Consider the following 23,139-nt stretch of genomic DNA (forward strand, 5'->3'; position numbering starts at 1 on the left):
GGGCCGGACGGAGCTGAGACATGGGAAAGGTCTATCTGGTCGGAGCCGGACCCGGCGCGGCGGATCTGTTGACGTTGCGGGCGGCGCGCGCGCTGTCGCAGGCCGACGTGGTGTTCCACGACGCGCTCGTCGACGAAGCCGTGCTGGCCCTGGCGCCGCAGGCCCGGCGGGTGGCCGTGGGCAAGCGATGCGGCCAGCTGTCCACGGCGCAGCAGTTCATCAATCGCCAATTGGTCGATGCCGCCCGGCGCCACGCATGCGTGGTGCGCCTCAAGGGCGGCGATCCCATGTTGTTCGGCAGGGCGCAGGAAGAGCTCTCCGCGCTGGCCGAGGCAGGCATCGACGTCGAAGTCGTCCCTGGCGTGAGCGCCGCCTTCGGCGCCAGCGCGGCGCTGGGCTGCTCGCTCACGCGGCGGGGCCTGAGCCGTAGCGTCATGTTCCTGACGCCATCGGTAGGCAAGGGGGAGCCGGAACATGCCTGGGCCGAGGCCGCCCGCGGGGCCGATACCGTCGTGCTGTACATGGCCAGCCGCCAGGCGGACGCCATCGCCCGCGGCTTGACGGCAGCGGGTGTACCCGGCGCGCGCCCCGCGGTGCTGGTGGAGAATGCCAGCTTGCCCACCCAGCGCGTGCTGCCAACGACGGTCGCAAGGCTGCCGGAGGCGGCGCGGCAACTAGGCGGCGGCCCGGCGCTGATCCTGGTGGGCGAGGTTTACGCCGAGTTGATCGAGCGTGCCGCGGAGCTGGACGGGGCTGCCGCGGAAAGGCGAAGCGCTGCGGCCTGATCCCATTTCTCTTACACTTCGGTCATGTTGATCGAAGACTATGGACTGGCGCTGGGCAAGAGTTTCCTGTTTTCCCTGGCGACCCTGGTCCCCATCCTGAATCCGACGGCGACGGCGCCGATATTCCTGTCCCTGACCGAAGGCGCTTCCACGGGCATGCGGGAAGTGTTGGCCGGCAAGATTGCCCGCAACGTTTTCATGCTGCTGTTCGCCGCCATGCTCATCGGCTCCATCGTGCTGGATTTTTTCGGCATTTCCCTGGCCATCGTGCGGGTCGGCGGGGGGCTGCTGGTGGTCGCCAGCGCCTGGCGCCTGCTCAATTCCAGCGACGGCGGCGCGGAGCGCTCCGCGCGCATGGCCGAAGGCTTCACCGTAGAAATGGCCGACCGCAGGGCGTTCTATCCGCTCACTTTTCCCATTGCTTGCGGACCCGGTTCCATTGCCGCCGCCATTACCGTCGGCGCCAGCCTGCACGACCATGCGTCCCTGGCCATGAGCGCCACCCGGATAGCCGGGGCGGTGTTCGGGCTGGCGCTGGTGGCGGCGTCGGTGCTGCTGGCCTTCCGCTATGCGCAGCAATTGCTGCGCCTCCTGGGCGATTCGGGAACTGCGGTGTTCCTGCGGCTGTCTGCATTCATCCTGCTGTGTCTGGGGGTCCAGATCGTCTGGGACGGAGCCTCGGAATTGGTGCTGGGCGTGCTGCGCCAGGCACAACTACACTCCCTCTGAGAACCTCCGGCCATCATCCATGAAAACCGTTCTTGTTGACCGCCTGCTCGCATTCGCCGCCATCGCCAGCCTGGGGGCCGTGGCGATCGCGCTGGTATCGCAGCATGTCTTCGACATGCAGCCTTGCGCCTGGTGCGTGCTGCAGCGCCTGATCTATCTCGCGGTTGCGGTATTCGCACTGCTGGGCCTGTCGTTGCGCAGGATCGCCGCGGCGCAGAAGCTGTGCGCCGGCGTGGTGGCCGTGCTTGCGCTGGCCGGGGGGGCGACGGCCGTCTACCAGCACAATGTCGCTTCGCACCTGATGAGCTGCGCCCAGACTTTCGCCGACCGCTTCATGACCGCGTCCGGCCTGGATGAGGCCCTGCCGTCGGTGTTCGGCATCTACGCCACCTGCGCCGACGCGGCGGTGGATCTGCTTGGCGTGCGCTACGAGATCTGGAGCCTGTTGCTGTTTGCCGTGCTGGCCATGGCCGGCATCGCCGCGCTGCTGCTGCGGCGGCGCCCGCGGTCGCTGTTTGCCGGCAGCATGCAGTAGCGCCAGGCGGGAGAACGGCCATGCAGACTTCTTCCGCTCCGGTCCGGTTCCGCGAAGTCGCCGCTGCAGGCGGCCGGCGCATAGGCATCGCGACTCTCGATGCCCCGGCCACCCTCAATGCCCTGTCGCTGGAAATGGCGAACCTGCTGGCCGATCGGCTCGCCGCCTGGGCGACGGATCCCGCCATCGCAGTGGTGATGCTGGAGGCCGAGGGCAGGGCGCTGTGCGCCGGCGGCGACCTGCGGAGCGTGTACCGCGAGATGGTGGCTCGCCAGGACGAAGGCATCCCGCCGAAAATCGCCCGCTTCTTCGAGCGCGAATACAGCCTGGACCATGCCATCCACACGTATCCCAAGCCCTTCCTGTGCTGGGGCAACGGCATCGTGATGGGCGGCGGACTGGGACTGATGATAGGCGCGAGCCACCGCGTCGTCACCGAGACCTCGCGCCTGGCCATGCCCGAGATCGCCATCGGCCTGTTTCCCGACGTGGGGATGTCGTGGGGCCTGAATCGCATGCCGGGCAAGTCGGGGCTGTTCCTGGGCCTGACCGGGGCGTCGCTGCACGCCGCAGACGCCTTGTACGCCGGGTGGGCCGATTACCACATCCGGCACGAGCAGAAACCGCACGTGCTCCATACCCTGGCCGGACAGGAATGGAGCGGGGACCGGCAGTTCGACGACATGCTGCTGCACGACGTACTGGATGCGTATCGCAGCGTGCCGGAACCCGCCGCCGGCCCGCTGCGCCGCAACGCCGACACCATTGCAGAGCTCTGCCGCGCGCCGGCGCTCGACGAGGTCGTGTCCGCCATCCTGCAATACGATGGCGGCGATCCGTGGCTGCAAGGCGCGCGCGATGCCCTCGCCGCAGGGGCACCCAGCACGGCGCGCCTGGCATGGGAGCTGCGGCACCGTACCCGCCACATGTCGCTGGCGCAAGTCTTCCAGCTGGAGTACCGCGTTGCCCTGTGGTGCAGCACCCAAGGCGATTTCCAGGAGGGCATACGCGCCTTGCTCATCGACAAGGACAAGCGGCCGGCCTGGAAGCAGACCCACGGAACGGAAGTAGGGCGGGGCTGGGCCGACGAGGCGTTCTGGCAGATGCAGGGCATTCCCGTGCCGGATACGCTGCGGGCGCTGGCCGGCTAGCGGTCCCAGGGCGTTGCGCGGTGTCCCGGTCGGAACGCCTGCTCGCGCTGCTCCAGGCCTTGCGGCGGCGCCGCCGCCCCGTCAGCGGACGCGTGCTCGCCCAGGAGCTTGGCATCAGCCTGCGCACGCTCTACCGGGATATCGCCAGCCTGCACGCGCAAGGCGCGCAGGTCGAAGGCGAACCCGGGCTCGGCTATGTCCTGCGCCCGGGCTTCATGCTCCCGCCCATGATGTTCTCCGAAGAGGAAATCGAAGCCCTGGTGCTCGGCTCCCGGTGGGTGGCCAAGCGTGCGGACGACCCGCTCGCCGCGGCTGCACGCAATGCGCTGGCCAAGATCGCGGCGGTCCTGCCGGACGACCTGCGCCCCCACATCGATACCTCTGCCTTGCTTGTCGGACCGGGCGAGGCCATCGCGGCCGACGGCGCAGACCTGCCGACCATACGCAGGGCGATCCGCGCCGAGCGCAAGCTCGGCATCGTCTATCTCGACAGCAAAGGCATCCGTTCGCGGCGCACGATCTGGCCCTTCGGCCTCGGTTTTTTCGACCGGGCGCGCATCGTGTTGGGCTGGTGCGAACTGCGCCAGGATTTCCGCCACTTCCGCACCGACCGGATCGTGGAGCTGGTTCCCACCGACGACCGCTACCCCCGGCGGCGCCACGCGCTGCTCAAGGAATGGCGGGCAAAAGAGGGCATCCCCGAACCGCGGGATTGATGCTGCCAGAAATTGACAGCATGTGCCGCTATCCTGGCTGCACAACCCATCCAGGAGCGACAACATGCCCCATCCCAACTTCGTCATTCTCTATGTGGACAGCCCCGAGGCGAGCGCCCGTTTCTATGCGGCGCTGCTCGATACCGAACCGGTCGAGTCTTCGCCGACATTCGCGCTCTTCGCCCTCGCGTCCGGCCTCAGGCTGGGACTGTGGTCCAAACGCACCGTCGAACCCGCGCCAGGCGGCGAGGGTGGAGGCTGCGAACTGTCGATCAACGTCGATACCCACGCCGAGGTCGACGCCGCTTGTGCCCGGTGGACCGAACGCGGCGTACCCCTGCTCATGCCTCCAAGAACCCTCGAGTTCGGCCGCTCCTTCGTCGCCGTGGACCCGGACGGCCATCGCCTGCGCGTGTTTTCGCCGGCCTGAAGCCGAGGCGCCGGCAGGCGCCTTGCGCGGCCCCTCGGAAGCCAACACCGGAATGTTTCACTGAGCACCGCGGTTGGCACCGCGCCTGCCGGCCCACGTCCCCAAGAACCCGTCCGCGCAGTATCCTGTCTCCATCGAGCATAAAAACAAGTTGATTTATATAAAGTAAGTTTATATATTACGTCTCACGAACCATAACCCCAGCAACGGATCGAGGAGACATCAATGACCGCCAATTCCGCCACCCAACCCGCCGCAGACGCCCCCCCCGTCCTCGTCGACTTCGAAGACGGCATCGCCTGGGTCACCCTCAACCGCCCCGAAAAACGCAACGCGATCAATCCCGGCATCGTCTACAACATGGTCCGCATCCTCGAAGAACTCGAGGCCGACGACCGCTGCAAGGTCATGGTGCTTACCGGCGCCGGCGATGCCTTCTCCGCAGGCATGGACCTGCGCGAATATTTCCGCGCGACCGACAACGACCCCAAAGAACGCACGCGTCTGTTCCGCGCCAACGGCCTGTGGCAATGGCGCCAGCTGCGCTTCTATTCCAAGCCCACCATCGCCATGGTCAATGGCTGGTGCTTCGGCGGCGCCTTTACGCCGCTGGTCTCCTGCGACCTCGCCATCGCCGCCGAAGAAGCCACTTTCGGGCTGTCCGAAATCAACTGGGGCATCATCCCGGCCGGCGTCGTCAGCCGTGCGCTCGCCAGCCTGGTGCGCGAACGCGAAGCCATGTATTACGTCATGACCGGGGAAACCTTCGACGGCCGCCGCGCCGCCGAGATCGGCCTCGTCAATGAGGCCGTGCCGCGCGCGCGCCTGCGCGAACGGACCAAGGCGTTGGCCAAGGTATTGATGGAAAAGAATCCCACCGTCCTCCGCCAGGCCAAGATTGCGCATCGCATGGCCGCGGAAATGACCTGGGAGCAGGCCGCCGACTACCTGATGGCCAAGGTCGACCAGGGCACCTTCCACGATCCCGAACGCGGCCGCGACACCGCGATGAAGCAGTTCCTCGACGACAAATCGTTCAAGCCGGGACTCGGCGCCTACCAACGCTGATCGAGCAGGAAAATCGCATGTCCTCCTTTGCCTTGGACCGCCTCCTGCGGCCCCAGTCCATCGCGGTCGTGGGCGCTTCGCCCGAACCCGGTTCGGTAAGCGGTCTGCTGCTGGCCAACCTGCAGCGTTTCGGCTATGCCGGCACGCTGCACCTGGTCAGCCGCAGCCGCGACGAAGTCAACGGCATCCGCTGCTTCAAGTCGATCGACGACCTGCCGGAAGGTGTCGACGTGGCGGTACTGGTCGTGCCCCAAGTGGCCGTTTGCGAATCGATCGCCGCCTGCGGGCGGCGCGGCGTGGGCGCTGCGGTGGTCTTCGCCTCGGGATTTGCCGAGCTGGGAGAAGCCGGCAAGGCCGCCCAGGACGAGCTGACGGCCATCGCCCGGCGCCACGGCGTCGCCGTGCTCGGTCCCAACTGCCTTGGCTTCATCAACTTCGCGGACAACGTGCCGCTCACGTTCGAGCCGGTGCAGCCTGCGGCGGCCAGAAGCGGGCCGCGCATCGGCATCGTGGCCCAGAGCGGCGCGATGAACGGCAATCTGCGCCAGGCCTTCCAGGGCAGGGGCCTTGGTGTCTCGTTCTCGATCTCCACCGGCAACGAAGCCGTGCTCGGGGCGGAGGATTTCCTCTCGGCCCTGGTGGATGCGCCCGACGTGGACGCCTTCGCGGTGTTCGTCGAGATGCTGCGCCAGCCGGCCGCCTTCCTGCGGATGGCCGCTCGTGCGCGCGAACTGGGCAAGCCGGTGGTGCTGATGCATCCGGGCCGAAGCCAGCGCGCCCGGGAGGCGGCCAAGTCCCACACCGGCGCGCTCGCGGGCGACTACGAGGTGATGCGCACGCTGGTCGAGCGCGAAGGCGTGGTGGTGGTGGACAGCATGGACGAGCTGTTCGACGTGACGGCGATCCTGGCCCGGTATCCCCAGCCGGTGCTGCAAGGCAAGGCAGCTGTGGCCTCGAACTCGGGCGCGCTGCGCGGCGTCGCGCTCGACTTCTGCGAGGAAGTGGGCCTTCCGCTGGCCGAGTTCGCTCCCGGAACGATGAAGGCGCTGTCGGGCATTCTTCCGGATTTTATGGCGCCGGACAATCCGCTGGACCTGACCGCCATCGGCATGCAGAAGCCCGAGATCTTCGGCCAGTCGGCGCAGGCCATTCTGGACGACCCCGGCGTGGGCAGCCTCATCATGCCGCTCATGGGCGGTTCGCCCCAGCAGCAGGTGGCCAAGGCCGACTCGCTTCTGCCCGTCATGCGGGCCTCGCGCAAGCCGGTGTGCTTCGTCGTCATGGGCGACAGCGCGCCGCTGGGCCAGGAGTTCCTTGCGAAGGTACACGAGAGCGGCATGCCTTTCCTGCGTTCGCCCGAGCGGGCGATGCGAGCCATGGCGCACGTCCACCGCTACGGGCGGCTGCATGCGGCGGCCGCCGAGCGCAGCCCGGAGGGCGGCCGGCGGCTGCCGGGCCTGGTCCCGGGGCCGATGGCCGAATACAAGGGCAAGCGCCTGTTGCAGGAACTGGGCATCGCGACGCCGCGGGGCGGGTTGGCCCGTACGCTGGACGAAGCCCTGCAGCGGGCGGCCGACGTCGGCTATCCCCTGGTCCTGAAGGCGCAGGCCGACATGCTGATGCACAAGAGCGATGCGGGCGGCGTGGCGGTCGGCCTGCACGACGCCGCGGCGCTGGAGGCCGCGTGGGGGACGATGGCGGCGTCGGTGGCGCGGCACAGCCCCGGGCTGGAGCTCGACGGCATGCTGGTGGAGGCCATGTCCCGGCCGGGCCTGGAACTGGTCGTCGGCGGCCGCCGCGATCCGCAATGGGGCGTCGTGATGCTGGCCGGCCTGGGCGGAATCTGGATCGAGGCGCTGCACGACGTGCGGCTGATGGCGCCCGACTTGACCGAGGCGCAGATCGCCGGCGAACTGCGCCGGCTCAAAGGAGCCAGGCTGTTGTCCGGGCTGCGCGGACGCGCGGCGGTGGACGTCGCGGCCGTCGCCGGCGTCGTGCGCCGGCTGGCGGACCTGATGCTGGCGAATCCCGAGATCGCCGAGATCGACGTCAACCCGCTCGTCGCGCTGCCGGAAGGAGAAGGCGTCGTCGCGCTCGATGCCTTGTTCGTCATCCGTTGAACGGGAGCGCACCGATGCCGGCATTCGACCAGGAAACGTTCCCGCAGCTGCTCCACACCATCGATCGCTTCATCCGCCAGCGCCTGATGCCGCTAGAGAGGCAGGTCGAGGAGAAAGAAGAGGTGCCAGCGGAAATCATCGAAGAGATGAAGCACATGGGGCTCTTCGGCCTCGGCATTCCCGAGGAGTACGGGGGCTGCGAACTCGACCTGATGCAGGAGCTGCAGGTGCAGATGGCCTTCAGCTATACCTCGCCCGCGTTCCGGCTGGTGTTCTGGCCCAACGTCGGCATAGGCAGCAAGGGCATCGTGCTGGCGGGCACCGAGGCGCAGAAGCGCAAGTACCTGCCGGGGCTGGCGAGCGGTGAGCTGCGCGCGGCCTTCTGCCTGACCGAGCCCGATGCCGGCTCCGATGCGGCGAGCCTGAAGACCCGGGCCGAGCGCGATGGCGACATGCTGGTCATCAACGGCACGAAGCGATTCATCACCAATGCCACCCGCGCGCACGTGTTCACGGTCATGGCGCGCACCGATCCCGCCGCGCCCGGGGCGGCGGGGATCAGCGCCATCCTCGTCGACCGCGACACGCCTGGGTTGCACATCGGCAAGCCGGAGAAAAAGCTGGGCCAGCGCGGCTCGCCGATCAGCGACGTGATCTTCGACGACGTTCGGGTGCCGGTCGCGAACGTGATCGGCGGCGAGGGCGCGCTGGGGCAGGGGTTCAAGACCGCCATGCAGGTTCTCGACGGCGGCCGCATCAGCGTGGCGGCCTCGGCACTGGGCATGGCGCGTCGGCTGATCGACGAAGCCGCCCGCTATGCCTTGCAGCGCAAGCAGTTCGGCCAGCCCATTGCCGGCTTCCAGCTCATCCAGGCGATGCTGGCGGATTCGGAAACCGAATACCTGGCCGGCCATGCCCTGGTGACGCAGGCTGCACAGGCCTTGCAGCGCGGCGACGATGCGCGCAGCCAGGCGGCCGCGGCCAAGTATTTCTGTTCCGAGGCGCTGTCACGCATTGCCGACAGGGCGTTGCAGATCCACGGCGGGTCCGGCTACGTGGCCGAGCACCACGTCGAGCGGCTCTATCGCGACGCGCGGGCCTTGCGCATCTACGAGGGTACCAGCCAGGTATTGCAACTGGTGATTGCGCGGGCCATGTTGAAACGCTACGAAGACTGATCGAAATTGCTTGTTAATCCATCGCAATTCGGTGTTTCAGCCACGCGGCCGTTTCTTCTACAGTAGTGCGCGACACTGCAAAGGCCGGCGTTCCCGGCCTTTGCACGATAAGAATGGAGACTCCGTGTATCCCTTGAGCTACGTGCGCCCGGCATCCCTGCCGGAAGCGCTGGACTGGCTGGCGCGCGAATCCGAGGCGCGGCCCCTGGCGGGGGGCATGACGCTGATCCCCACGCTCAAGCAGCGGCTGGCGGCCCCCTCCCATCTGGTGGATGTATCGCGCCTGCCGGAGTTGCAGGGCCTGTCGCTCGCGCAGGGCGTCCTGGCCGTCGGGGCCGCCACCCGGCATGCCGAGGTCGCATCGTCCCCCGTGGTGCGCGATGCGATTCCCGGCCTCGCCGCGCTGGCCGGCCTCATTGCCGACCCGCAGGTACGCAATCGCGGCACCCTGGGCGGTTCCGTGGCGAACAACGATCCGGCGGCGGACTATCCGGCGGCGGTGTTGGGCCTGGCCGCCACGGTCGTGACCAGCCGGCGGCGCATCGGTGCCGACGAGTTCTTCCTCGGCATGTTCGAGACCGCTCTCGCTCCGGGAGAAATCATCGTCGGTATCGAGTTTCCGGTGCCGCGGCGCAGCGCCTACGCCAAGTACCGCCATAAGGCCACGGGCTATGCGGTGGCGGGGGTCTTCATTGCGGAGACCGAAGCTGGCTTCCGGGTGGCGGTAACCGGCGCCGGGCCGTGTGTGTTTCGCTGGCAAGAGGCGGAACAGGCGCTCGCGGCGGGCGGCGCGGCGGCGCTGGACGACACCGCGCTGGAGGAAACCGGCTTGAACGACGATCGCTCGGGCAGCGCAGCCTATCGCGCGAATCTGGTGCGGGTGCTGGCGCGGCGCGCATGGGACGCGGTGGAACGGGCGGGCTGAAACGCGGGGCATGGAGCGGCCCCGGCGATGCCGGTGCCGGAAACTGTCGGAGACAACATGGAACTCAAGGGATCGCATCGGCTGGAAGCGCCGCGTGCGCTGGTGTGGAAATACCTGAATACTCCGGAGGTGCTGCAGGCCTGCGTGCCGGGTTGCGAGTCGTTCAGCGAGACTGGCGCCGACGAGTATGCGGCCGTCGTGGTGGCGGCCATCGGGCCGGTCAAGGCCAGGTTCAAGGGCACGCTGGTCATCGGCGAGAAGCAGGCCCCTGCGCGCTACCGGATCGTGGGCCAGGGCGACGGCGGCATGGCCGGTTTCGGCAAGATGGTGGCCGACGTGGAGCTGGCCGAAGAGGGCGAGGGCACGCTGCTTTCCTACACCGCGCAGGCGCAGGTGGGCGGCAAGCTGGCGCAGATCGGATCCCGGGTGGTCGGATCGGTCGCGGGCAAGCTGGCCGAGGAGTTCTTCAGGCGGTTCAGCGCCACCGTCGGCGAGAAGGCACAGACATGATCAAGGTCGAGCTGCGCGTGAACGGGCAGCCCGTGAGCCGGGAGGTCGATGATCGCACGCTGCTGGTGGAGCTGCTGCGCGGCGAACTGGGCCTGACGGGTACTCACGTCGGCTGCGATACCAGCCAATGCGGCGCATGCACCGTCAAGCTCGACGGCGCCGCCGTGAAATCGTGTTCGGTGCTGGCGGCGCAGGCCAGCGGCGGCGACGTCCTCACCGTCGAGGGACTGGGCGGTCCGGACGGCCTGGGCGAGGTGCAGCAGGCCTTCGTCGCCTGCCACGGGCTGCAGTGCGGATTCTGTACGCCGGGCATGATGATGGCCATCGACTACTACCTGGATACCGACGGATCGCCGGACGACGAAAGGATACACCGCGCGCTGGAAGGCAATATCTGCCGGTGCACGGGATACGTCAACATCGTGCGCGCCGTCAAGCACGCGGCGCAGGCGCGTATCGCGGCGGGCAAGCCGCTGGGGAAGGCGAACCATGGATAAGCTGGTCGGCCAGCCGTTGCCCCGCGCCGAAGACATCCGCCTGGTCAGCGGCAAGGGGCGCTATACCGACGATGTGAACCTGCCGGGCCAGGCCTATGGCGCATTCGTGCGCTCGCCGCATCCCCATGCCGCGATACGAGCCATCGACGTCCAGGCGGCGCTGGAATCGCCGGGCGTCATCGCCGTGCTCCGCGGCCAGGACTATCTCGACGACGGCCACCAGGGCATGGACCACATCCCCAATCCGGCCGACGCCGTTGCGTTCAGGGAGCGGGCCTTCTCGCAGTCGAGCACCGGTGTCATCTTCAACCAGCGGCACCTGCCGCTGGCCGTGGACCGCGTGCGGCACGTGGGCGAACCCGTCGTGCTGGTCGTGGCGCGCAGCGTGCGCGAAGCGCGCGATGCCTGCGAACGGGTCGAAATCGACTACGATCCGCTGCCGGCCGTGGTGGACGCCGTGCAAGCCATGGAAGAGGGCGCGCCGCAGCTGTGGGCGGGCGCACCGCGCAACCTCTGCTTCCAGGCTCGCATCGGCGAGGAAGAGGCCGTGCGCCGCGCCTTCGCCCGCGCCCGGCACGTCGTGCGCCACGAGTTCCGCAACAGCCGCGTAGTCAACTGCCAGATGGAACCGCGCTCGGCATTGGGCAGCTACGACCCGCGCACGGGCGAGTATCTGCTCATCGCCGGCAGCCAGGGCGTGAACCGCCAACAGTTGTGCATGGCCGACGCGCTGCGCATTCCGCCGGAGCGGCTGCGCGTCGTCTCGTACGACGTGGGCGGCGGCTTCGGACCGCGCAGCTGCGTCAACCCCGACCAGCTGGCGGTGCTGTGGGCGGCGCGCCGCGTGGGGTGCCCGGTCAAATGGACCAGCGATCGCAACGAGGCCTTCCTGGCCGATTACCAGGGGCGGGACCAGGTCATCCGCGCCGCCATGGCCTTCGACGAGGACGGACGCATCCTCGCGATGGACAACGAGATCATTGGCAACGTGGGCGCGCACACGGTCTCGTACGTGCCGCTGGCCAATGGCTCGCGCATCATGACCACCGTCTATCACGTGCCGGCCGCGGCCGCCACGCTGTCCGCCGTATTGACCAACACGCCGCCCACCGGCCCGTATCGCGGCGCCGGCCGGCCGGAAGCCACGCATGCGATGGAACGCATGCTCGATATCGCCGCTCGCCAATTGGGCATGGACCGCATCGAGCTGCGGCGGCGCAACCTGATCCGCCCGCAGCAGATGCCTTATCGAAGTCCCATGGGCTTGACCTACGACAGCGGGCAGTTCGCGGCCAACATGGAGCGTGCCCTGGCAGTCGCCGAGTGGGACGATGCGCCTGCGCGCAGGCAAGCGGCGCGAGCGCGAGGCAAGTGGCTGGGACTCGGATTGGCCAACTACGTGGAATCGCCGGTGGGCGCGCCGCGGGAGCGTGTCGAGCTCACGGTCGCGCCGGACGGGACGATCGATTGCGTGGTCGGCACGCAGAGTACCGGACAGGGGCATGAAACCACGTTCCGCCAGGTCCTGGCCGACGAACTGGGCGTGCCGTTCGATGCCATTGCCGTACGCACGGGCGACACGGCCTTCGTCAAGGTGGGAGGAGGCTCTCACTCGGATCGGTCCATGCGGCTGGGCGGCCAACTGCTGGTCGAGGCGGCAGCGCAGCTGCGCACGGCGGGCGCGCCGGTCGCCGCGGCCATGTTGAAATGCGGGACCGAGGACGTGCGCTTCGAGCAGGGGCGTTTCGTCGATCCGGCCTCGAGCCGCGCGGTGGGATTGTTCGAGGTGGCCGCCCGCATCGAGCGGGATGGCGTGCCAGGGCAAGCCGATGTCCGCCGGTATTCCGCCGCCGCCGAGTTCAACGGCCGTATCCCCGCGCATCCCACGGGCACGGCGGTGTGCGAACTGGAAGTCGACCCCGACACCGGCGACGTGGAGATCGTCCGCTATACCTCGATCGACGACGTGGGGCGGCCCATCAATCCGCAAATCGTCGAAGGGCAGGTGCATGGCGGGCTGGCGCAAGGCATCGGGCAGGCCTTGCTCGAGGACTACCAGATCGATCCCGAAAGCGGGCAGGTATTCAGTGGCTCCTACATGGACTACGGCGTCGCGCGGGCTGGGGTGATGCCGGCGCGCCTGGACGTCGAACTGACCGAGGACCGCACCCAGGGCAACGCCCTGGGCGTCAAGGGGGGAGGCGAGAGCGGCATCACGCCGGCCACGGCGGCCATTTTCAATGCCTTGGCCGATGCGTTGGGCGACTGCTGGGACGGGGAGCTTCCCATGCCTGCCACTGCCCCGGTCATTTGGGAAGCCATACGGCGCGCGCAAGGAGCACAGCAATGAGCCAACCCGTCCTGGTAAGCCGCAACGGCGGCTTGGTGGACATCGTCCTGAATACCCCGGAGAACGGCAACCTGATGAGTGCGGAAATGGGCAACCTCATCATCGAAGCGGTCTCGCACCTGGAGGAGGATACGCGCCTCGTGCGGCTGTTCGGCAAGGGGGACGATTTCTGCGCGGGCCGGGTCTCGCCCATGCCGCAGCCCGGCGCCACGCCTACCGGGGAGTTCCTGCGGCGCCGGGTCGCCATGCCGGCGCTGGCCTTGTACGACGCGCTCAAGAGCACCCAGGTCCCGGTGCTCGCCGTCGTCCAGGGGCGAGCCGAAGGGGTCGGATGCGCGCTCGCCGGTGTGTGCGACATCACGCTGGCATCCGACGACGCGCAGTTCCGGATTCCGGAAATGGAGCGGGACATCCCGCCGGCGCTGGTCATGTCCGCGCTGACGGGGCGGGTGCCGATCAAGACCATTGCCCGCATGGTGCTTACCCGCGACGTGGTCGATGCCGCGCAGGCATTGCAGGCCGGGCTCGCCAGCGAGGTTGTGGCGCGCGACGCGCTGCTCGCTCGGGCGGACGAGATCGCGGCGTCGATCCTGGACTGCAGCGCGGTCACGGTCCGCGCGGTCAAGCAATTCCTGGAACTGGCGCCCGGGTTGTCCGCCGCGGCGTCGAGCAGCCTGGCGGGCCATTTGTCCGGTACGGCTTTGTCGGCCAAGTTCGGACGCTGACCGCAGGGGACGCGAGATCCCCGCACAACACGAGGAGACGAAGTCGATGGTGAACAAGTATCTGGCCTTCCTGGCCGCGGTCTTTGCCCTTGCCGCAGGCACGCCGGCAACTGCCGCAGACTATCCGGCGCGTCCGTTGCGCATGTTGTTGGGCTACCCGGCCGGCAGCGGCATCGACAACGTGGCCCGTCAGGTGGCGGCCGGCCTGGAGAAAGAGCTGGGGCAGCCGGTGGTGGTCGAGAACAAGGCCGGCGCGCTGGGGAACCTGGCGGCGGATTTCGTCGCCAAGTCCGCGCCCGACGGCTACACCATCCTGTTCACGCCGAATTCCACCCATGCCGCCAACGTGCACCTGTTCAAGAAGCTGCCGTTCGATCCCATCGGGGATTTCATGCCGGTGGGAACGGTGGCGAGCCTGGGCTTCGTCCTGCTGGTCGCTCCCGAACACACCAAGGTCGATTCCGTGGCGCAGTTGACCGCCATGCTCAAGCGCGATCCCGGCAAGTATTCCTGGGGCAGCGGCAACGCGACGGGGCAGGTCGCCGGGGAACTGTACAAGACGCTTGCCGGCGTGGATGCCGTCAATGTTCCCTACAAAGGCGTGCCGCCGGCCATGACCGACCTGATCGGCGGACGCATCACCTTCCTGTTCGCCGATGCCACGCTGGCGATTCCGCAACTCAAGGGCGGCCGCGTCAAGGCCCTGGCGGTCACGGGCAGCACCCGCCCCACGTCGCTGCCCGACGTGCCCACCATGGCGGAGGCAGGCGTGCAGGGCTACGACCTTGCCGGCTGGTTCGGCATTTTCCTGCCTGCCCATGCGCCGGCATCGGTACGCAAGACGCTGAGCGCCGCCCTGAACAAGGTGACCGTCAGCCCGGACATGGCGCGTTTCCTGCGCGGGATCGGCGCCGAACCGCTGCCCGGCGGACCGGAGGACCTAGCGCGCGTCGTGGCAGTGGATACCGAGAAGTGGGGCAAGATCATACGCGCCGCCGGGATGACTGCGGAATGAGCCGCGCCGGTCATCGGCGCGCGGCGCCATCGTCGGGAGGAACGGCATCATGCTGAGCCTGGAAGGCAGGACCGCTATCGTCACCGGTGCCAGCTCGGGCATCGGCCGGGCGATCGCCATCGCGCTGGGCGAGGCGGGCGCCGCCGTGGTGCTGGCCGCGCGTCAGCGGGAGGCCCTGGAAGAGACGGCGCGCCGGGTACGGGAAGCGGGCGGCGAAGCCCTGGCCTGCGTGGCGGACATCAGCCGAGAGGACGAGGTCGCGCACTTGTTCGCGGCCGCGATGGAGGCCCGCGGCCGCGTCGACATCCTCGTCAACAACGCGGGCGTGACCACCAGCCAGCCCATCGAGACGATGAGCCTGGACACGTGGCGCCAGGTGCTGGACGTGAACCTCACCGGCACCTTTCTTTGCAGCCGCGAGGCCTTCCGTATCATGAAGCCGCAGGGGGGCGGACGCATCATCAACATCGGCAGCGTCGCGGCCAAGGTTCCCCGGCCGGATTCCGTTCCCTACACGACCACCAAGCACGGGCTGGCGGGCATGACCCATGCGCTCGCGCTCGACGGCCGCGCGCATGGCATCGCCGTGAGCATCCTGCATCCCGGCGTGACCGAGTCGGCGCTCGCTGCCAAGTCCGGCCGCAAGTTCCAGCCCGGCGAACTGATGAAGGCCGAGGACGTGGCGCGGGTGGTCGTGCTGATGGCTACGCTGCCGCCGGAAGTCAACCTGTACGAGGGCACGGTTTTCCCGTTGTCCATGCCCTTGCTTGGCAGGGGATAAAATCCCAGGGCATGAATGCCCCATTTCCGATCCGCAAAGAATGCCCGCCGGGTGCGTGCATATGCGACCGCGAACGGTTGCTGGCCGACCCGCAGGCCGACATCCGCGTCCTACGGTTGACCAAGGAAGAGGAAAAACGGCTGGTGGCCCGGCTGGAGAATATGTCCAGCTTCGACGACCTCAAGCACATGGAAATGCGCATGCAGGCGCAACTGGGCATCGTGCTGCGGATTACGCCCAGCATCTACGAGGTGCGCACCGTGCGGGGCATCAGTATCGAGATCGAGGAGCGCCCGGGCCTGTGCAGGAAGACCCGGGAAGCCATACCGGCCGCGATACGCCGCTGCTTCGAAAAGAATCCGGAAATCGTCTTTGCGCTGCTGGACTCGCACGACCTCTTGGGAAGAGGGTAGCGGCGATTCGGCGTGACCAGGCCCTATTGACGCTCCAGCGCCTGGCGCTCGGAGGACGTCGGCCCCAGCCCCTCGATGGCCAGCCGCAACAGCGATCGCAGGTAAGCCAGCCCGGCGGCGGGCTTGGGCGTCGGTTGGCTGAGCCAGCGGCGGACTTCCGTCAGGTAGATGGTGACGAACAAGGCCGCGATCAGTTCCGGATCCGCCCGGCTGCCGATGTCGTGGCTGGCCTGCTTGCGCCTCACGACGTCGGCCAGCATGGCGTAGATGTTGGTGCGTCGCGCATAGAAACGCCGCGTTTCCTCGCCGCGATCGGTGCTGGTGGCCAGGAAATCCGAGGTTGCCTGCACCGCGGGCCGCGATATTTGCGGATGCCGGGCCCAGTACTTGTAGCGCAGGCCGAAGAAAGCCATGAGCAGGTCGATCAGCGGCCCGTCCTGCTGCAAGGCCTTGGCGCCTTTCTCGTTGACCGCGTCCAGATCGTTGTTGACGATCATCATCAATAGATCGCGCTTGTCCTCGGCGTAGACGAAGATGGTTCCGATGGCCACTTCGGCCCGCTGGGCGATCTCCCGCGTGGTGGCCGCGTCATAGCCCTTTTCCAGGAACACGTCGCGCGCCGCCTGCTTGATGCGGCGCAGCTTGTCGAGCTTGCCGCGTTCGCGCAGGCCGAGTTCCGGGGAGGAGGAAGACGAGGCGGATGGGTTCTTCATGAAGAAAAGGCGCGAGCGTGAAGGGGATGAAACGGGGGCGGCTGGACCGCCGCCTATTCTAGAAGAAAAGGTTGGCCTTGCCCTTCAATAAAGTCTTGACTAAGTAAGATAACCTTATATAAGGTATCATTATCATGAGATGTCCAGACGAAGGACGTTGTTGGAGGAGGCAGGGTGGAAGCCATCGTCGAAGACCCCGAATCGCTTGCGGCCTTGCATGCGGTTTCGTGCGGCGGCAGGAGCATGGCATGGCGGCAGTGGGGCAGCGGGCCGGTGCTCGTTCTGGTCCACGGCACCGGCGGATCCTGGACGCACTGGATGCGCAACGTGCTGCCTCTTGCCCGGCACTTCACCGTGCTGGCGCCCGACCTGCCCGGGCATGGCGATTCCGAGCTTCCCGAGGGCGAGGTGTCCTGCCGGCGCTTTGCCACGCTGTTGTGGGAAGGCATCGACCAGTTGGCCGGACCGGATGCAACCATCGCCGTGGCCGGATTCTCGCTGGGGTCCGTGCTTGCCGAAAGCATGGCTCTGCAACGGCCGAGGCGCGTGCGGCAGGTACTGCTGCTGCGAGGCAGCTTCGCGCCCGCCGTGCCCAAGCCGCCTGAGCTGCTGCGCTGGCGGGGCATCGCCGATCCCGCGGAGCGGGCGCGCATCCATCGGCACAACCTGGCCGTATCGATGTTCGGGAATCCCGGTCGTATCGACGACGAAGCGGTGGCGATACAAGCTCGCAATGTCGAGCGGTGCCGGCTGGACGCCAGGCCGCTACTCGCCAGCCGCGAAGTGGAGGCCTTCGCCACGCTGGGCTGCGCCGTTCACGGCATTGCCGGCGAACTGGACGTCTACGGCGGCGGTAATGTGGAGGCTCAAGGCCGCGCATTGCGCCAGACCCTGCCGCAGGCCTCCTTCGACCTGGTGCCCGGGGCGGGGCATTGGGCGGTCTACGAGGCGGCCGAACAGGTCAACGCGATGATGGTGAATGCCCTGATGCGCAATCCATGGGGATGATTCATCATGAAGCATGTTCAAATTTGAGCTTGATCAAAATAAAGACGGCCCGGAGGCAATCCGCGACACGGGCCGCGAGCTTTCCAAAGGAGATAATGGTGAAGACAAGCATCCTGGCCGCCGTGGCGGCCGCGGTGGCGCTGGCCGCTTCCGGTGCGCAGGCGCAGAACGACTTTCCCAGCAAGCCGGTACGCATGATCGTCTCGTTTCCGCCGGGCGGAAGCACGGACCTGATCGCGCGGGTCATGGCGCCCGTCATGTCCAAGAACCTCGGGCAGCAGGTCGTGGTGGAGAACAAGGGCGGAGCCGGCGGCAACATCGGCGTCGAGGCCGTGGCCAGAGCCGCGCCCGACGGTTACACCATGGTCCTGAGCGGCGCGGGTGCGCTCGGCATCAACAGCGTGCTGTACCGTAATTTGCCGTTCGACCCGGTCAAGGACCTGGCCCCGGTCAGCCTGGTGGCAACGTCGCCCTTCGTGCTCGTGGGACCGGCGAATTCCCCGTACAAAGACGTCAAGGCGTTGCTTGCCGACGCCAAGGCGTCGCCGGGCAAGCTGTCGCTGGGGCACGGCGGGCAGGGCACTGTCATGCACCTGGCCAGCGAGCTCTTCAACCAGCTGGGCAACGTCAAGACCGTGCTGGTGCCCTACAAAGGCACCGGGCCGGCAACCACCGACGCCATGGCCGGCCAGATCCCTCTGGCGATGAGCGATACCCCCAGCTCCGTCCCTTACGTCAAGGAAGGCCGCTTGAAGGCGTTCGCCGTCACCACCAGCGAGCGTTCCTCTTCGCTGCCGGACGTGCCGACGCTGGAGGAGGCTGGCATCAAGGGCTACGAGGCCATGGGCTGGTTCGGCATCGCGGTGCCGGCAGGGACCCCGGAGCCCATCATCAAGCGGCTGAACGAGGCGGTATCGGCGGCGCTGAACGATCCGGCGGTGATCGAGCGGGTGCGCGCGGCGGGGGCCGATCCGAAGCCGACGTCGCCCGATGGCCTGCGCAAGCTGATCGCGACCGACATCGCCAAGTGGGGCAACATCGTCAAGCAGGTGGGCTTGAACCTGAATTAACGTGAAATAATTGGCGCATGAATATTTCTCTGCGCCAATTGAGAGCCTTCCTGGGCGTGGCGGCATCGGGCAATTTCACCCGCACCGCCCAGCGGCTGCACCTGAGCCAGGCGGGACTGAGCGCCACCATACGCGAACTCGAGTCCCAGCTCAACACGCGCCTGTTCGAGCGTACGACCCGGGCGGTGGTGCTGACCGAGGCGGGCAGGGCCTTCCTCCCTTCGGCCGAAATGGTCGAACGAGAACTGACCGCCGCCGCGGCGCGATTGAAGGAAATGGGGCGGCAAGAAGGCGCGGCGCTGCGGCTGGCATTCACGCCGCTCATGGCCGCCAATGTCGTGCCCGAAACGCTCAGGCGCTTCCACGCCGAGCATCCCGACGTGGAGATCGAGGTCATCGCCGGCAGCCCGCTCGAAATCCAGCAGCTGGCCGAGACGGGCGAGATCGATGCGGCCTTCGGCGCATTTTTTTCCAAGGTGTCCGGTTTGGCGCGCAAGCCCCTGGCCTCGTCGGGCCTGCTGGCCGTCTACGCGGCCGGGCGCTTCCGGCCCGTCCCTTCCGGGGCCGGCATGGACGACACCACCTGGGAGATGCTGCGCGGCCAGCCGTACGTCGCGCTGACGGACGACAGTCCGATCCAGCAACTGGCCGAAGAGGCCCTGTACAAGCACCAGATCGACATCGGGCCGCGCATGACCGTCCAGCATCTCGATACGGCGCTGGGCATGGCCGAGCAGGGCTTCGGCATCGCCATCATTCCGGCTTTCTCGCAAAGCGCGTGCGCGCGCTATGCGGTCGAGTTCCGCCGCATCAGCCCGGCGGTTCCCTTCGATTTCAGCTATGTCATGCGGGCCGGCGCGCCGCATCCGGACACGCTGGCCCGCTTCGCCGCCATCTTCAAGGCGGTCATGGAACGGAAATGACCGCCACGGGCGTCAAACCGGCACCGTCTCCACATCGTAGGTGAACAGCCATTCGTACCGTTCCTTGACGCGGTCCTCGCGCCATTCGCGGTTCACATATGCGGCGGCGCCTTCGGCGTGCGCGAGCTCCCGATTGTGGAAGCGCTGCGCGTTGGCGTTCGAGCCGTTGATGACGCCGGCGGTGCGTTCCTTGCGGGCATCCTCGTAGCGCTGCAGGGCGTGTTCCGGGTCGTCGGCATAGGCGCGCAGCGCCCGTGCCAGTATGTAGCCATCTTCGAGCGCCATGCCGGCTCCCTGGGCCAGGAAGGGCAGGGTCGGGTGGCAGGCGTCGCCCAGCAGCGATACACGGCCGCGGCGCCATGTCTGCATCGGATCGCGCACCATCAACGCCCATTTGTAGGGTACGTCTATGGTCCGCACCAGGGTGTGCACGTCCTCGTTCCAGCCCTTCAGGTCGGCCAGGCATTCTTCCGTGGTGCCGCGCTCGGTCCAGGACTCGACCTGCCAATCCGAGCGCTCGACCGCCGCCACGAAATTGACCAGCTTGAACGCATGCAGCGGGTAGTGGATCACGTGCGCGCCCGGGCCCACCCAGTTCACGCCATAGGGCCGCCGCAGCCGCTCGGGCAGCTTGTCCGCCTCGATCACGCCGCGCCAGGCGACCAGCCCCGAGAACCGCGGACGGTCTGCGCCGAACAGCTGTTCCCTGACCTGGGAATGCACGCCGTCGGCGCCGATCAGCACGTCGCCTTCGAAGCTGCGGCCGTCGGCGGTATGGGCCACCACGCCGCCGGCATGCTGCTCGAAACGGACGAACCTGGCACCAAGTACCAGCGCGTCGGGATCCGCGCGTCGTACGCCGGCGGCAATCGCCTGGTGCAGGTCGGCGCGATGCGCGGTCAGATAGGGATAGCCGTAGAGCTCGCGCGAGACGTCGCCCAGATTGAAGAGCGTCCAGGTCTGGCCGGTGTTCCACAGGCGCACGATCTTGCCCTCGGGCTCGCAGGCCTGTTCCATGACGTCCCGTTCAAGGCCCAGTGCGTACAGTACGTGGACAGCGTTGGGCCCGAGCTGGATGCCCGCGCCCACCTCCTTGAGCACGGGAGCCTGTTCGAGGATGCGGACCTGGAAGCCCTGCTGGAGAAGGGCCAGGCCAGCGGTGAGTCCGCCCAGTCCGGCGCCGGCGATGATGATGCGCATAAGGTCAATCCAGTGAAGTGTTGGTGCGTTTGATCAGCTCGGCCCAGCGCCGCGTATCGCCGGCCAGGAACTGCTTGAACTCCGAGGGTGTGGTCTTGATCACCTCCTGGCCGCCCGCTTTCATCTGCTCGACCAGCTCGGGATCGTCCTGGGCCGCATGCAATGCGGCGTTGAGCTTGCGGACGACGTCGGCCGGCGTGCCGGCCGGCGCCACCAGGCCGGTCCACGAATACGACTCGAAGTCGTGGCCGTAGATTTCGCGCACGGTCGGAACGTTGGGCATTTCGGGCGATCGCGCGGCGCCGGCCGTGGCCAGGACCTTGGCGCGGCCGGATTCGAGGTAGGGACGTACCACCGTGATCGTTTCCAGCGTCATGTCGATCTGTCCGCCCAGCATGTCGGCCAGTGCCGGCGCGCCGCCTTTGTAGGGCACGTGCAGGAGCTTTGCGCCCGACACTTCCTTGAACCATTCGCCGGTCAGGTGGTTGATCGAACCGTTGCCGGCCGAGCCGTAGGACACCTTGTGCGTGGCGGCGTAGGCGGTCAGGGCCTGCAGCGTGTCGGGCTCCAGGGAGGCGCGCACGACCAGCAGGATGGGGCTGCGCGCGACGAGGCCCACGTGTTCGAACGAGCTGATGGGCGAATAGGCCAGGTTGCGGTAGAGGCCGGGGGCCACGCCCAGACTGCTCGTGCTCGCCCATAGCAGCGTATGGCCATCGGGCTTGGCGCGCGCCACGTAGGCCGAGCCGACGGTTCCTCCCGCTCCCGCGCGATTCTCGACCACGACCGGCTGGCCCAGTTGCCGCGAGAGCGTCTTGCCCACCAGCCGGGCCGTGGTATCGGTCGGCCCGCCGGGTGGGAAGGGCACGACGATGGTGACGGGAGAGGTGGGGAATTCGGCGGCGTGGGCGGCGCCGGCGGCCGCCAGCGCGGCGGCGGCGAGGATGCCCAGGCAGATGCGGCGCGATGGGGCCGCCGTCTTGCCGGCAGGTACGTTCATCGGTGTCCCCTCTGATTGTATGTCGAGGGGCACTATAGGATGAAGCGCCGGGCTAGTTGAATCACATAATAATTATCGAATCACAACGGATTTCGATAGAAACGGCGCTGTTTGCGCCCCGTCGTGCACAGGGGCGCAAGTCGATCAGGCCGAGCCTATCCTGCGGCTGCGCAGGTCGTCGACCACGGTACGCAAGAGGCTTCGCAGCGTCTTGATTTCCTTGGGGCTCAGGCTGCTGAAGGCATCTTCCTCGAGCTTGGCCATGTCGCGCGTGCCGGCCTCGACGACTTCGCGCCCCGCGGAGGTGAGCGTGATGCGCAGGATACGGCGGTTGTTGCTGTCTTCCTTGCGTTCGAGCAGGCCGCGTTCCTCGAGCGTCGCCAGGAGCTGCCCCATGGATTGCGGAGTCACGTAGAACCGGCGGGACAGGTCGGCCGACGACAGGCCTTCCCGATGGGCCACCACGGAAAGCACGGTGAACTGGATGCCGGTGACCCCATAGGGCTTGAGGATGGCATCGCTGAAATTGCGCAGGGGATGATGGACCTGGGAGACCAGGTAAGTGGTGCTCGGGCCGTTGAAGGGCTCGGCGAGGTGCTCGGTGGACAAGAATGGCTCCGTGGGACGACAGGTTCCTGCCAGTGTAAGGCAGACTGATTCGTGCGAGCCAGCGGGAGTGCACCGAAGCCGGGCGGCTTCGATGCGACGGCGCGAACGACGCTTACTTGACGTCGACGGCGTCTTTCAGCACTTTGGCCGCGCTGAAAGCGGGGGCCTTGCGGGCGGCGATCTGGATCGCTTCGCCGGTGCGGGGATTGCGGCCGGTCTTGGCGGCTTTTTCTTTCACCGAGAACTTTCCGACGCCAGGCAGCACGACCTCGTCGCCCTTGGCCAGCGAGTCGCGCAGCGCATCGCCCAGCGCGTCGACAAAAGCTTCGGAGACATTCTTGGGTTGTTGGGTGCGCTCGGCGAGAGCGTCGATCAGTTCTTTCTTGGTGCGCATGCGTACTCCTTAAAAAATATTGGCAGACCGGCCTGAGCGGCTGGCCGCCTCTGCACAGAGCCGGCATTCAAGCAATCTTGGAGAAGAAATGCAAGTCCGGGGCGCGATTACATCATCTTGCGCGCCCGGGCGCGAGAGCATTCACTGCGGGCGCGCGTATCGCACCTTAACCGAAAAATCATGCGAAATTGCAACGGACGTAGACGGCATGTTGGCCGCGACTTGATTCAAGATCTCGACGTAGGCAGCAAATTCGCCGATTTTTCCGGCAAAAAGCGGATTTTGAATATTTGA

The 23,139-nt window shown here is 67.3% G+C and carries 25 protein-coding genes; 20 read left to right on the forward strand and 5 right to left on the reverse strand.

The genetic code is table 11. From position 1 onward, the window contains the following. Window positions 1-20 precede the first annotated feature (20 nt). The 17 genes from cobA to CDO44_RS08175 all read left to right on the forward strand — a co-directional run bounded on the left by cobA (window position 21) and on the right by CDO44_RS08175 (window position 15,928). Window positions 21-785: a uroporphyrinogen-III C-methyltransferase gene (gene cobA / locus CDO44_RS08095; RefSeq protein WP_087779717.1), complete on the forward strand. Its 765-nt coding sequence runs from the start codon at window positions 21-23 to the stop codon at window positions 783-785. A gap of 24 nt (window positions 786-809) precedes the next feature. Continuing rightward, the gene (locus CDO44_RS08100; RefSeq protein WP_087779718.1) at window positions 810-1,514 is read left to right on the forward strand and encodes a MarC family protein; all 705 of its coding nucleotides are present in this window, start codon (window positions 810-812) and stop codon (window positions 1,512-1,514) included. A gap of 19 nt (window positions 1,515-1,533) precedes the next feature. Beyond that, window positions 1,534-2,049 carry a disulfide bond formation protein B gene (locus tag CDO44_RS08105; protein WP_087779719.1) on the forward strand — a complete coding sequence of 172 codons (516 nt, stop codon included), beginning with the start codon at window positions 1,534-1,536 and terminating at the stop codon, window positions 2,047-2,049. A gap of 20 nt (window positions 2,050-2,069) precedes the next feature. After that, window positions 2,070-3,200, forward strand: coding sequence for an enoyl-CoA hydratase/isomerase family protein (locus CDO44_RS08110; RefSeq protein ID WP_087779720.1), 1,131 nt, complete (start codon window positions 2,070-2,072; stop codon window positions 3,198-3,200). Window positions 3,201-3,220: 20 nt separating this feature from the next. Continuing rightward, on the forward strand, window positions 3,221-3,916 hold the full coding sequence (locus CDO44_RS08115; protein WP_087779721.1) for a YafY family protein: 696 nt from the start codon (window positions 3,221-3,223) through the stop codon (window positions 3,914-3,916). Window positions 3,917-3,980: 64 nt separating this feature from the next. Beyond that, window positions 3,981-4,346: a VOC family protein gene (locus CDO44_RS08120; RefSeq protein WP_087779722.1), complete on the forward strand. Its 366-nt coding sequence runs from the start codon at window positions 3,981-3,983 to the stop codon at window positions 4,344-4,346. A 225-nt stretch (window positions 4,347-4,571) separates the two neighbouring features. Continuing rightward, the gene (locus CDO44_RS08125) at window positions 4,572-5,414 is read left to right on the forward strand and encodes a p-hydroxycinnamoyl CoA hydratase/lyase (protein WP_087779723.1); all 843 of its coding nucleotides are present in this window, start codon (window positions 4,572-4,574) and stop codon (window positions 5,412-5,414) included. A gap of 17 nt (window positions 5,415-5,431) precedes the next feature. Next, window positions 5,432-7,534 (forward strand): acetate--CoA ligase family protein, encoded by a 2,103-nt coding sequence (locus CDO44_RS08130; RefSeq protein ID WP_087779724.1) that lies wholly within the window; start codon window positions 5,432-5,434, stop codon window positions 7,532-7,534. 14 nt (window positions 7,535-7,548) lie between these two features. After that, complete coding sequence (locus CDO44_RS08135; protein ID WP_087779725.1) at window positions 7,549-8,712, forward strand: acyl-CoA dehydrogenase family protein; 1,164 nt, start codon at window positions 7,549-7,551, stop codon at window positions 8,710-8,712. A gap of 124 nt (window positions 8,713-8,836) precedes the next feature. Next, window positions 8,837-9,637, forward strand: a complete 801-nt coding sequence (locus CDO44_RS08140; RefSeq protein ID WP_087779726.1) for a xanthine dehydrogenase family protein subunit M — start codon at window positions 8,837-8,839, stop codon at window positions 9,635-9,637. A gap of 57 nt (window positions 9,638-9,694) precedes the next feature. Beyond that, complete coding sequence (locus CDO44_RS08145; RefSeq protein ID WP_087779727.1) at window positions 9,695-10,147, forward strand: CoxG family protein; 453 nt, start codon at window positions 9,695-9,697, stop codon at window positions 10,145-10,147. Next, window positions 10,144-10,644, forward strand: a complete 501-nt coding sequence (locus CDO44_RS08150; protein ID WP_087779728.1) for a (2Fe-2S)-binding protein — start codon at window positions 10,144-10,146, stop codon at window positions 10,642-10,644. Before CDO44_RS08145 ends, CDO44_RS08150 begins: the two co-directional genes overlap by 4 nt. Then, window positions 10,637-12,994, forward strand: coding sequence for a xanthine dehydrogenase family protein molybdopterin-binding subunit (locus tag CDO44_RS08155; protein ID WP_233146086.1), 2,358 nt, complete (start codon window positions 10,637-10,639; stop codon window positions 12,992-12,994). The genes CDO44_RS08150 and CDO44_RS08155 overlap by 8 nt, the downstream gene beginning before the upstream one ends. After that, window positions 12,991-13,719, forward strand: coding sequence for an enoyl-CoA hydratase/isomerase family protein (locus tag CDO44_RS08160; protein WP_087779729.1), 729 nt, complete (start codon window positions 12,991-12,993; stop codon window positions 13,717-13,719). Before CDO44_RS08155 ends, CDO44_RS08160 begins: the two co-directional genes overlap by 4 nt. 46 nt (window positions 13,720-13,765) lie before the next feature. Further along, window positions 13,766-14,734: a tripartite tricarboxylate transporter substrate binding protein gene (locus tag CDO44_RS08165; protein ID WP_087779730.1), complete on the forward strand. Its 969-nt coding sequence runs from the start codon at window positions 13,766-13,768 to the stop codon at window positions 14,732-14,734. A 49-nt stretch (window positions 14,735-14,783) separates the two neighbouring features. Further along, the gene (locus CDO44_RS08170; RefSeq protein ID WP_087779731.1) at window positions 14,784-15,515 is read left to right on the forward strand and encodes an SDR family oxidoreductase; all 732 of its coding nucleotides are present in this window, start codon (window positions 14,784-14,786) and stop codon (window positions 15,513-15,515) included. Between the two features lie 11 nt (window positions 15,516-15,526). Then, window positions 15,527-15,928 (forward strand): hypothetical protein, encoded by a 402-nt coding sequence (locus tag CDO44_RS08175; protein ID WP_087779732.1) that lies wholly within the window; start codon window positions 15,527-15,529, stop codon window positions 15,926-15,928. Between the two features lie 23 nt (window positions 15,929-15,951). Here CDO44_RS08175 and CDO44_RS08180 read toward each other — a convergent pair whose 3' ends face one another. After that, on the reverse strand, window positions 15,952-16,641 hold the full coding sequence (locus tag CDO44_RS08180) for a TetR/AcrR family transcriptional regulator (protein WP_087779733.1): 690 nt from the start codon (window positions 16,639-16,641) through the stop codon (window positions 15,952-15,954). A gap of 174 nt (window positions 16,642-16,815) precedes the next feature. Between CDO44_RS08180 and CDO44_RS08185 the strand changes: the two genes are divergently transcribed. The 3 genes from CDO44_RS08185 to CDO44_RS08195 all read left to right on the forward strand — a co-directional run bounded on the left by CDO44_RS08185 (window position 16,816) and on the right by CDO44_RS08195 (window position 19,642). Next, complete coding sequence (locus CDO44_RS08185; RefSeq protein ID WP_087779734.1) at window positions 16,816-17,649, forward strand: alpha/beta fold hydrolase; 834 nt, start codon at window positions 16,816-16,818, stop codon at window positions 17,647-17,649. A 98-nt stretch (window positions 17,650-17,747) separates the two neighbouring features. Continuing rightward, complete coding sequence (locus CDO44_RS08190) at window positions 17,748-18,719, forward strand: tripartite tricarboxylate transporter substrate binding protein (protein WP_233146087.1); 972 nt, start codon at window positions 17,748-17,750, stop codon at window positions 18,717-18,719. Window positions 18,720-18,736: 17 nt separating this feature from the next. Continuing rightward, the gene (locus tag CDO44_RS08195; RefSeq protein ID WP_087779736.1) at window positions 18,737-19,642 is read left to right on the forward strand and encodes a LysR family transcriptional regulator; all 906 of its coding nucleotides are present in this window, start codon (window positions 18,737-18,739) and stop codon (window positions 19,640-19,642) included. A gap of 12 nt (window positions 19,643-19,654) precedes the next feature. On the opposite strand, the gene CDO44_RS08200 is transcribed toward CDO44_RS08195, so the two are convergent. The 4 genes from CDO44_RS08200 to CDO44_RS08215 form a co-directional block, all read right to left on the reverse strand. Further along, window positions 19,655-20,842 (reverse strand): FAD-dependent monooxygenase, encoded by a 1,188-nt coding sequence (locus CDO44_RS08200; protein WP_087779737.1) that lies wholly within the window; start codon window positions 20,840-20,842, stop codon window positions 19,655-19,657. A gap of 4 nt (window positions 20,843-20,846) precedes the next feature. Further along, window positions 20,847-21,842, reverse strand: a complete 996-nt coding sequence (locus CDO44_RS08205) for a tripartite tricarboxylate transporter substrate binding protein (RefSeq protein WP_087779738.1) — start codon at window positions 21,840-21,842, stop codon at window positions 20,847-20,849. 144 nt (window positions 21,843-21,986) lie between these two features. Next, on the reverse strand, window positions 21,987-22,451 hold the full coding sequence (locus tag CDO44_RS08210; protein WP_158213225.1) for a MarR family winged helix-turn-helix transcriptional regulator: 465 nt from the start codon (window positions 22,449-22,451) through the stop codon (window positions 21,987-21,989). A 112-nt stretch (window positions 22,452-22,563) separates the two neighbouring features. After that, window positions 22,564-22,845: an HU family DNA-binding protein gene (locus CDO44_RS08215; RefSeq protein WP_087779740.1), complete on the reverse strand. Its 282-nt coding sequence runs from the start codon at window positions 22,843-22,845 to the stop codon at window positions 22,564-22,566. Window positions 22,846-23,139 lie beyond the last annotated feature (294 nt).

The organism is Pigmentiphaga sp. NML080357 (genome assembly GCF_002188465.1).
GTDB lineage: Bacteria > Pseudomonadota > Gammaproteobacteria > Burkholderiales > Burkholderiaceae_B > Pigmentiphaga.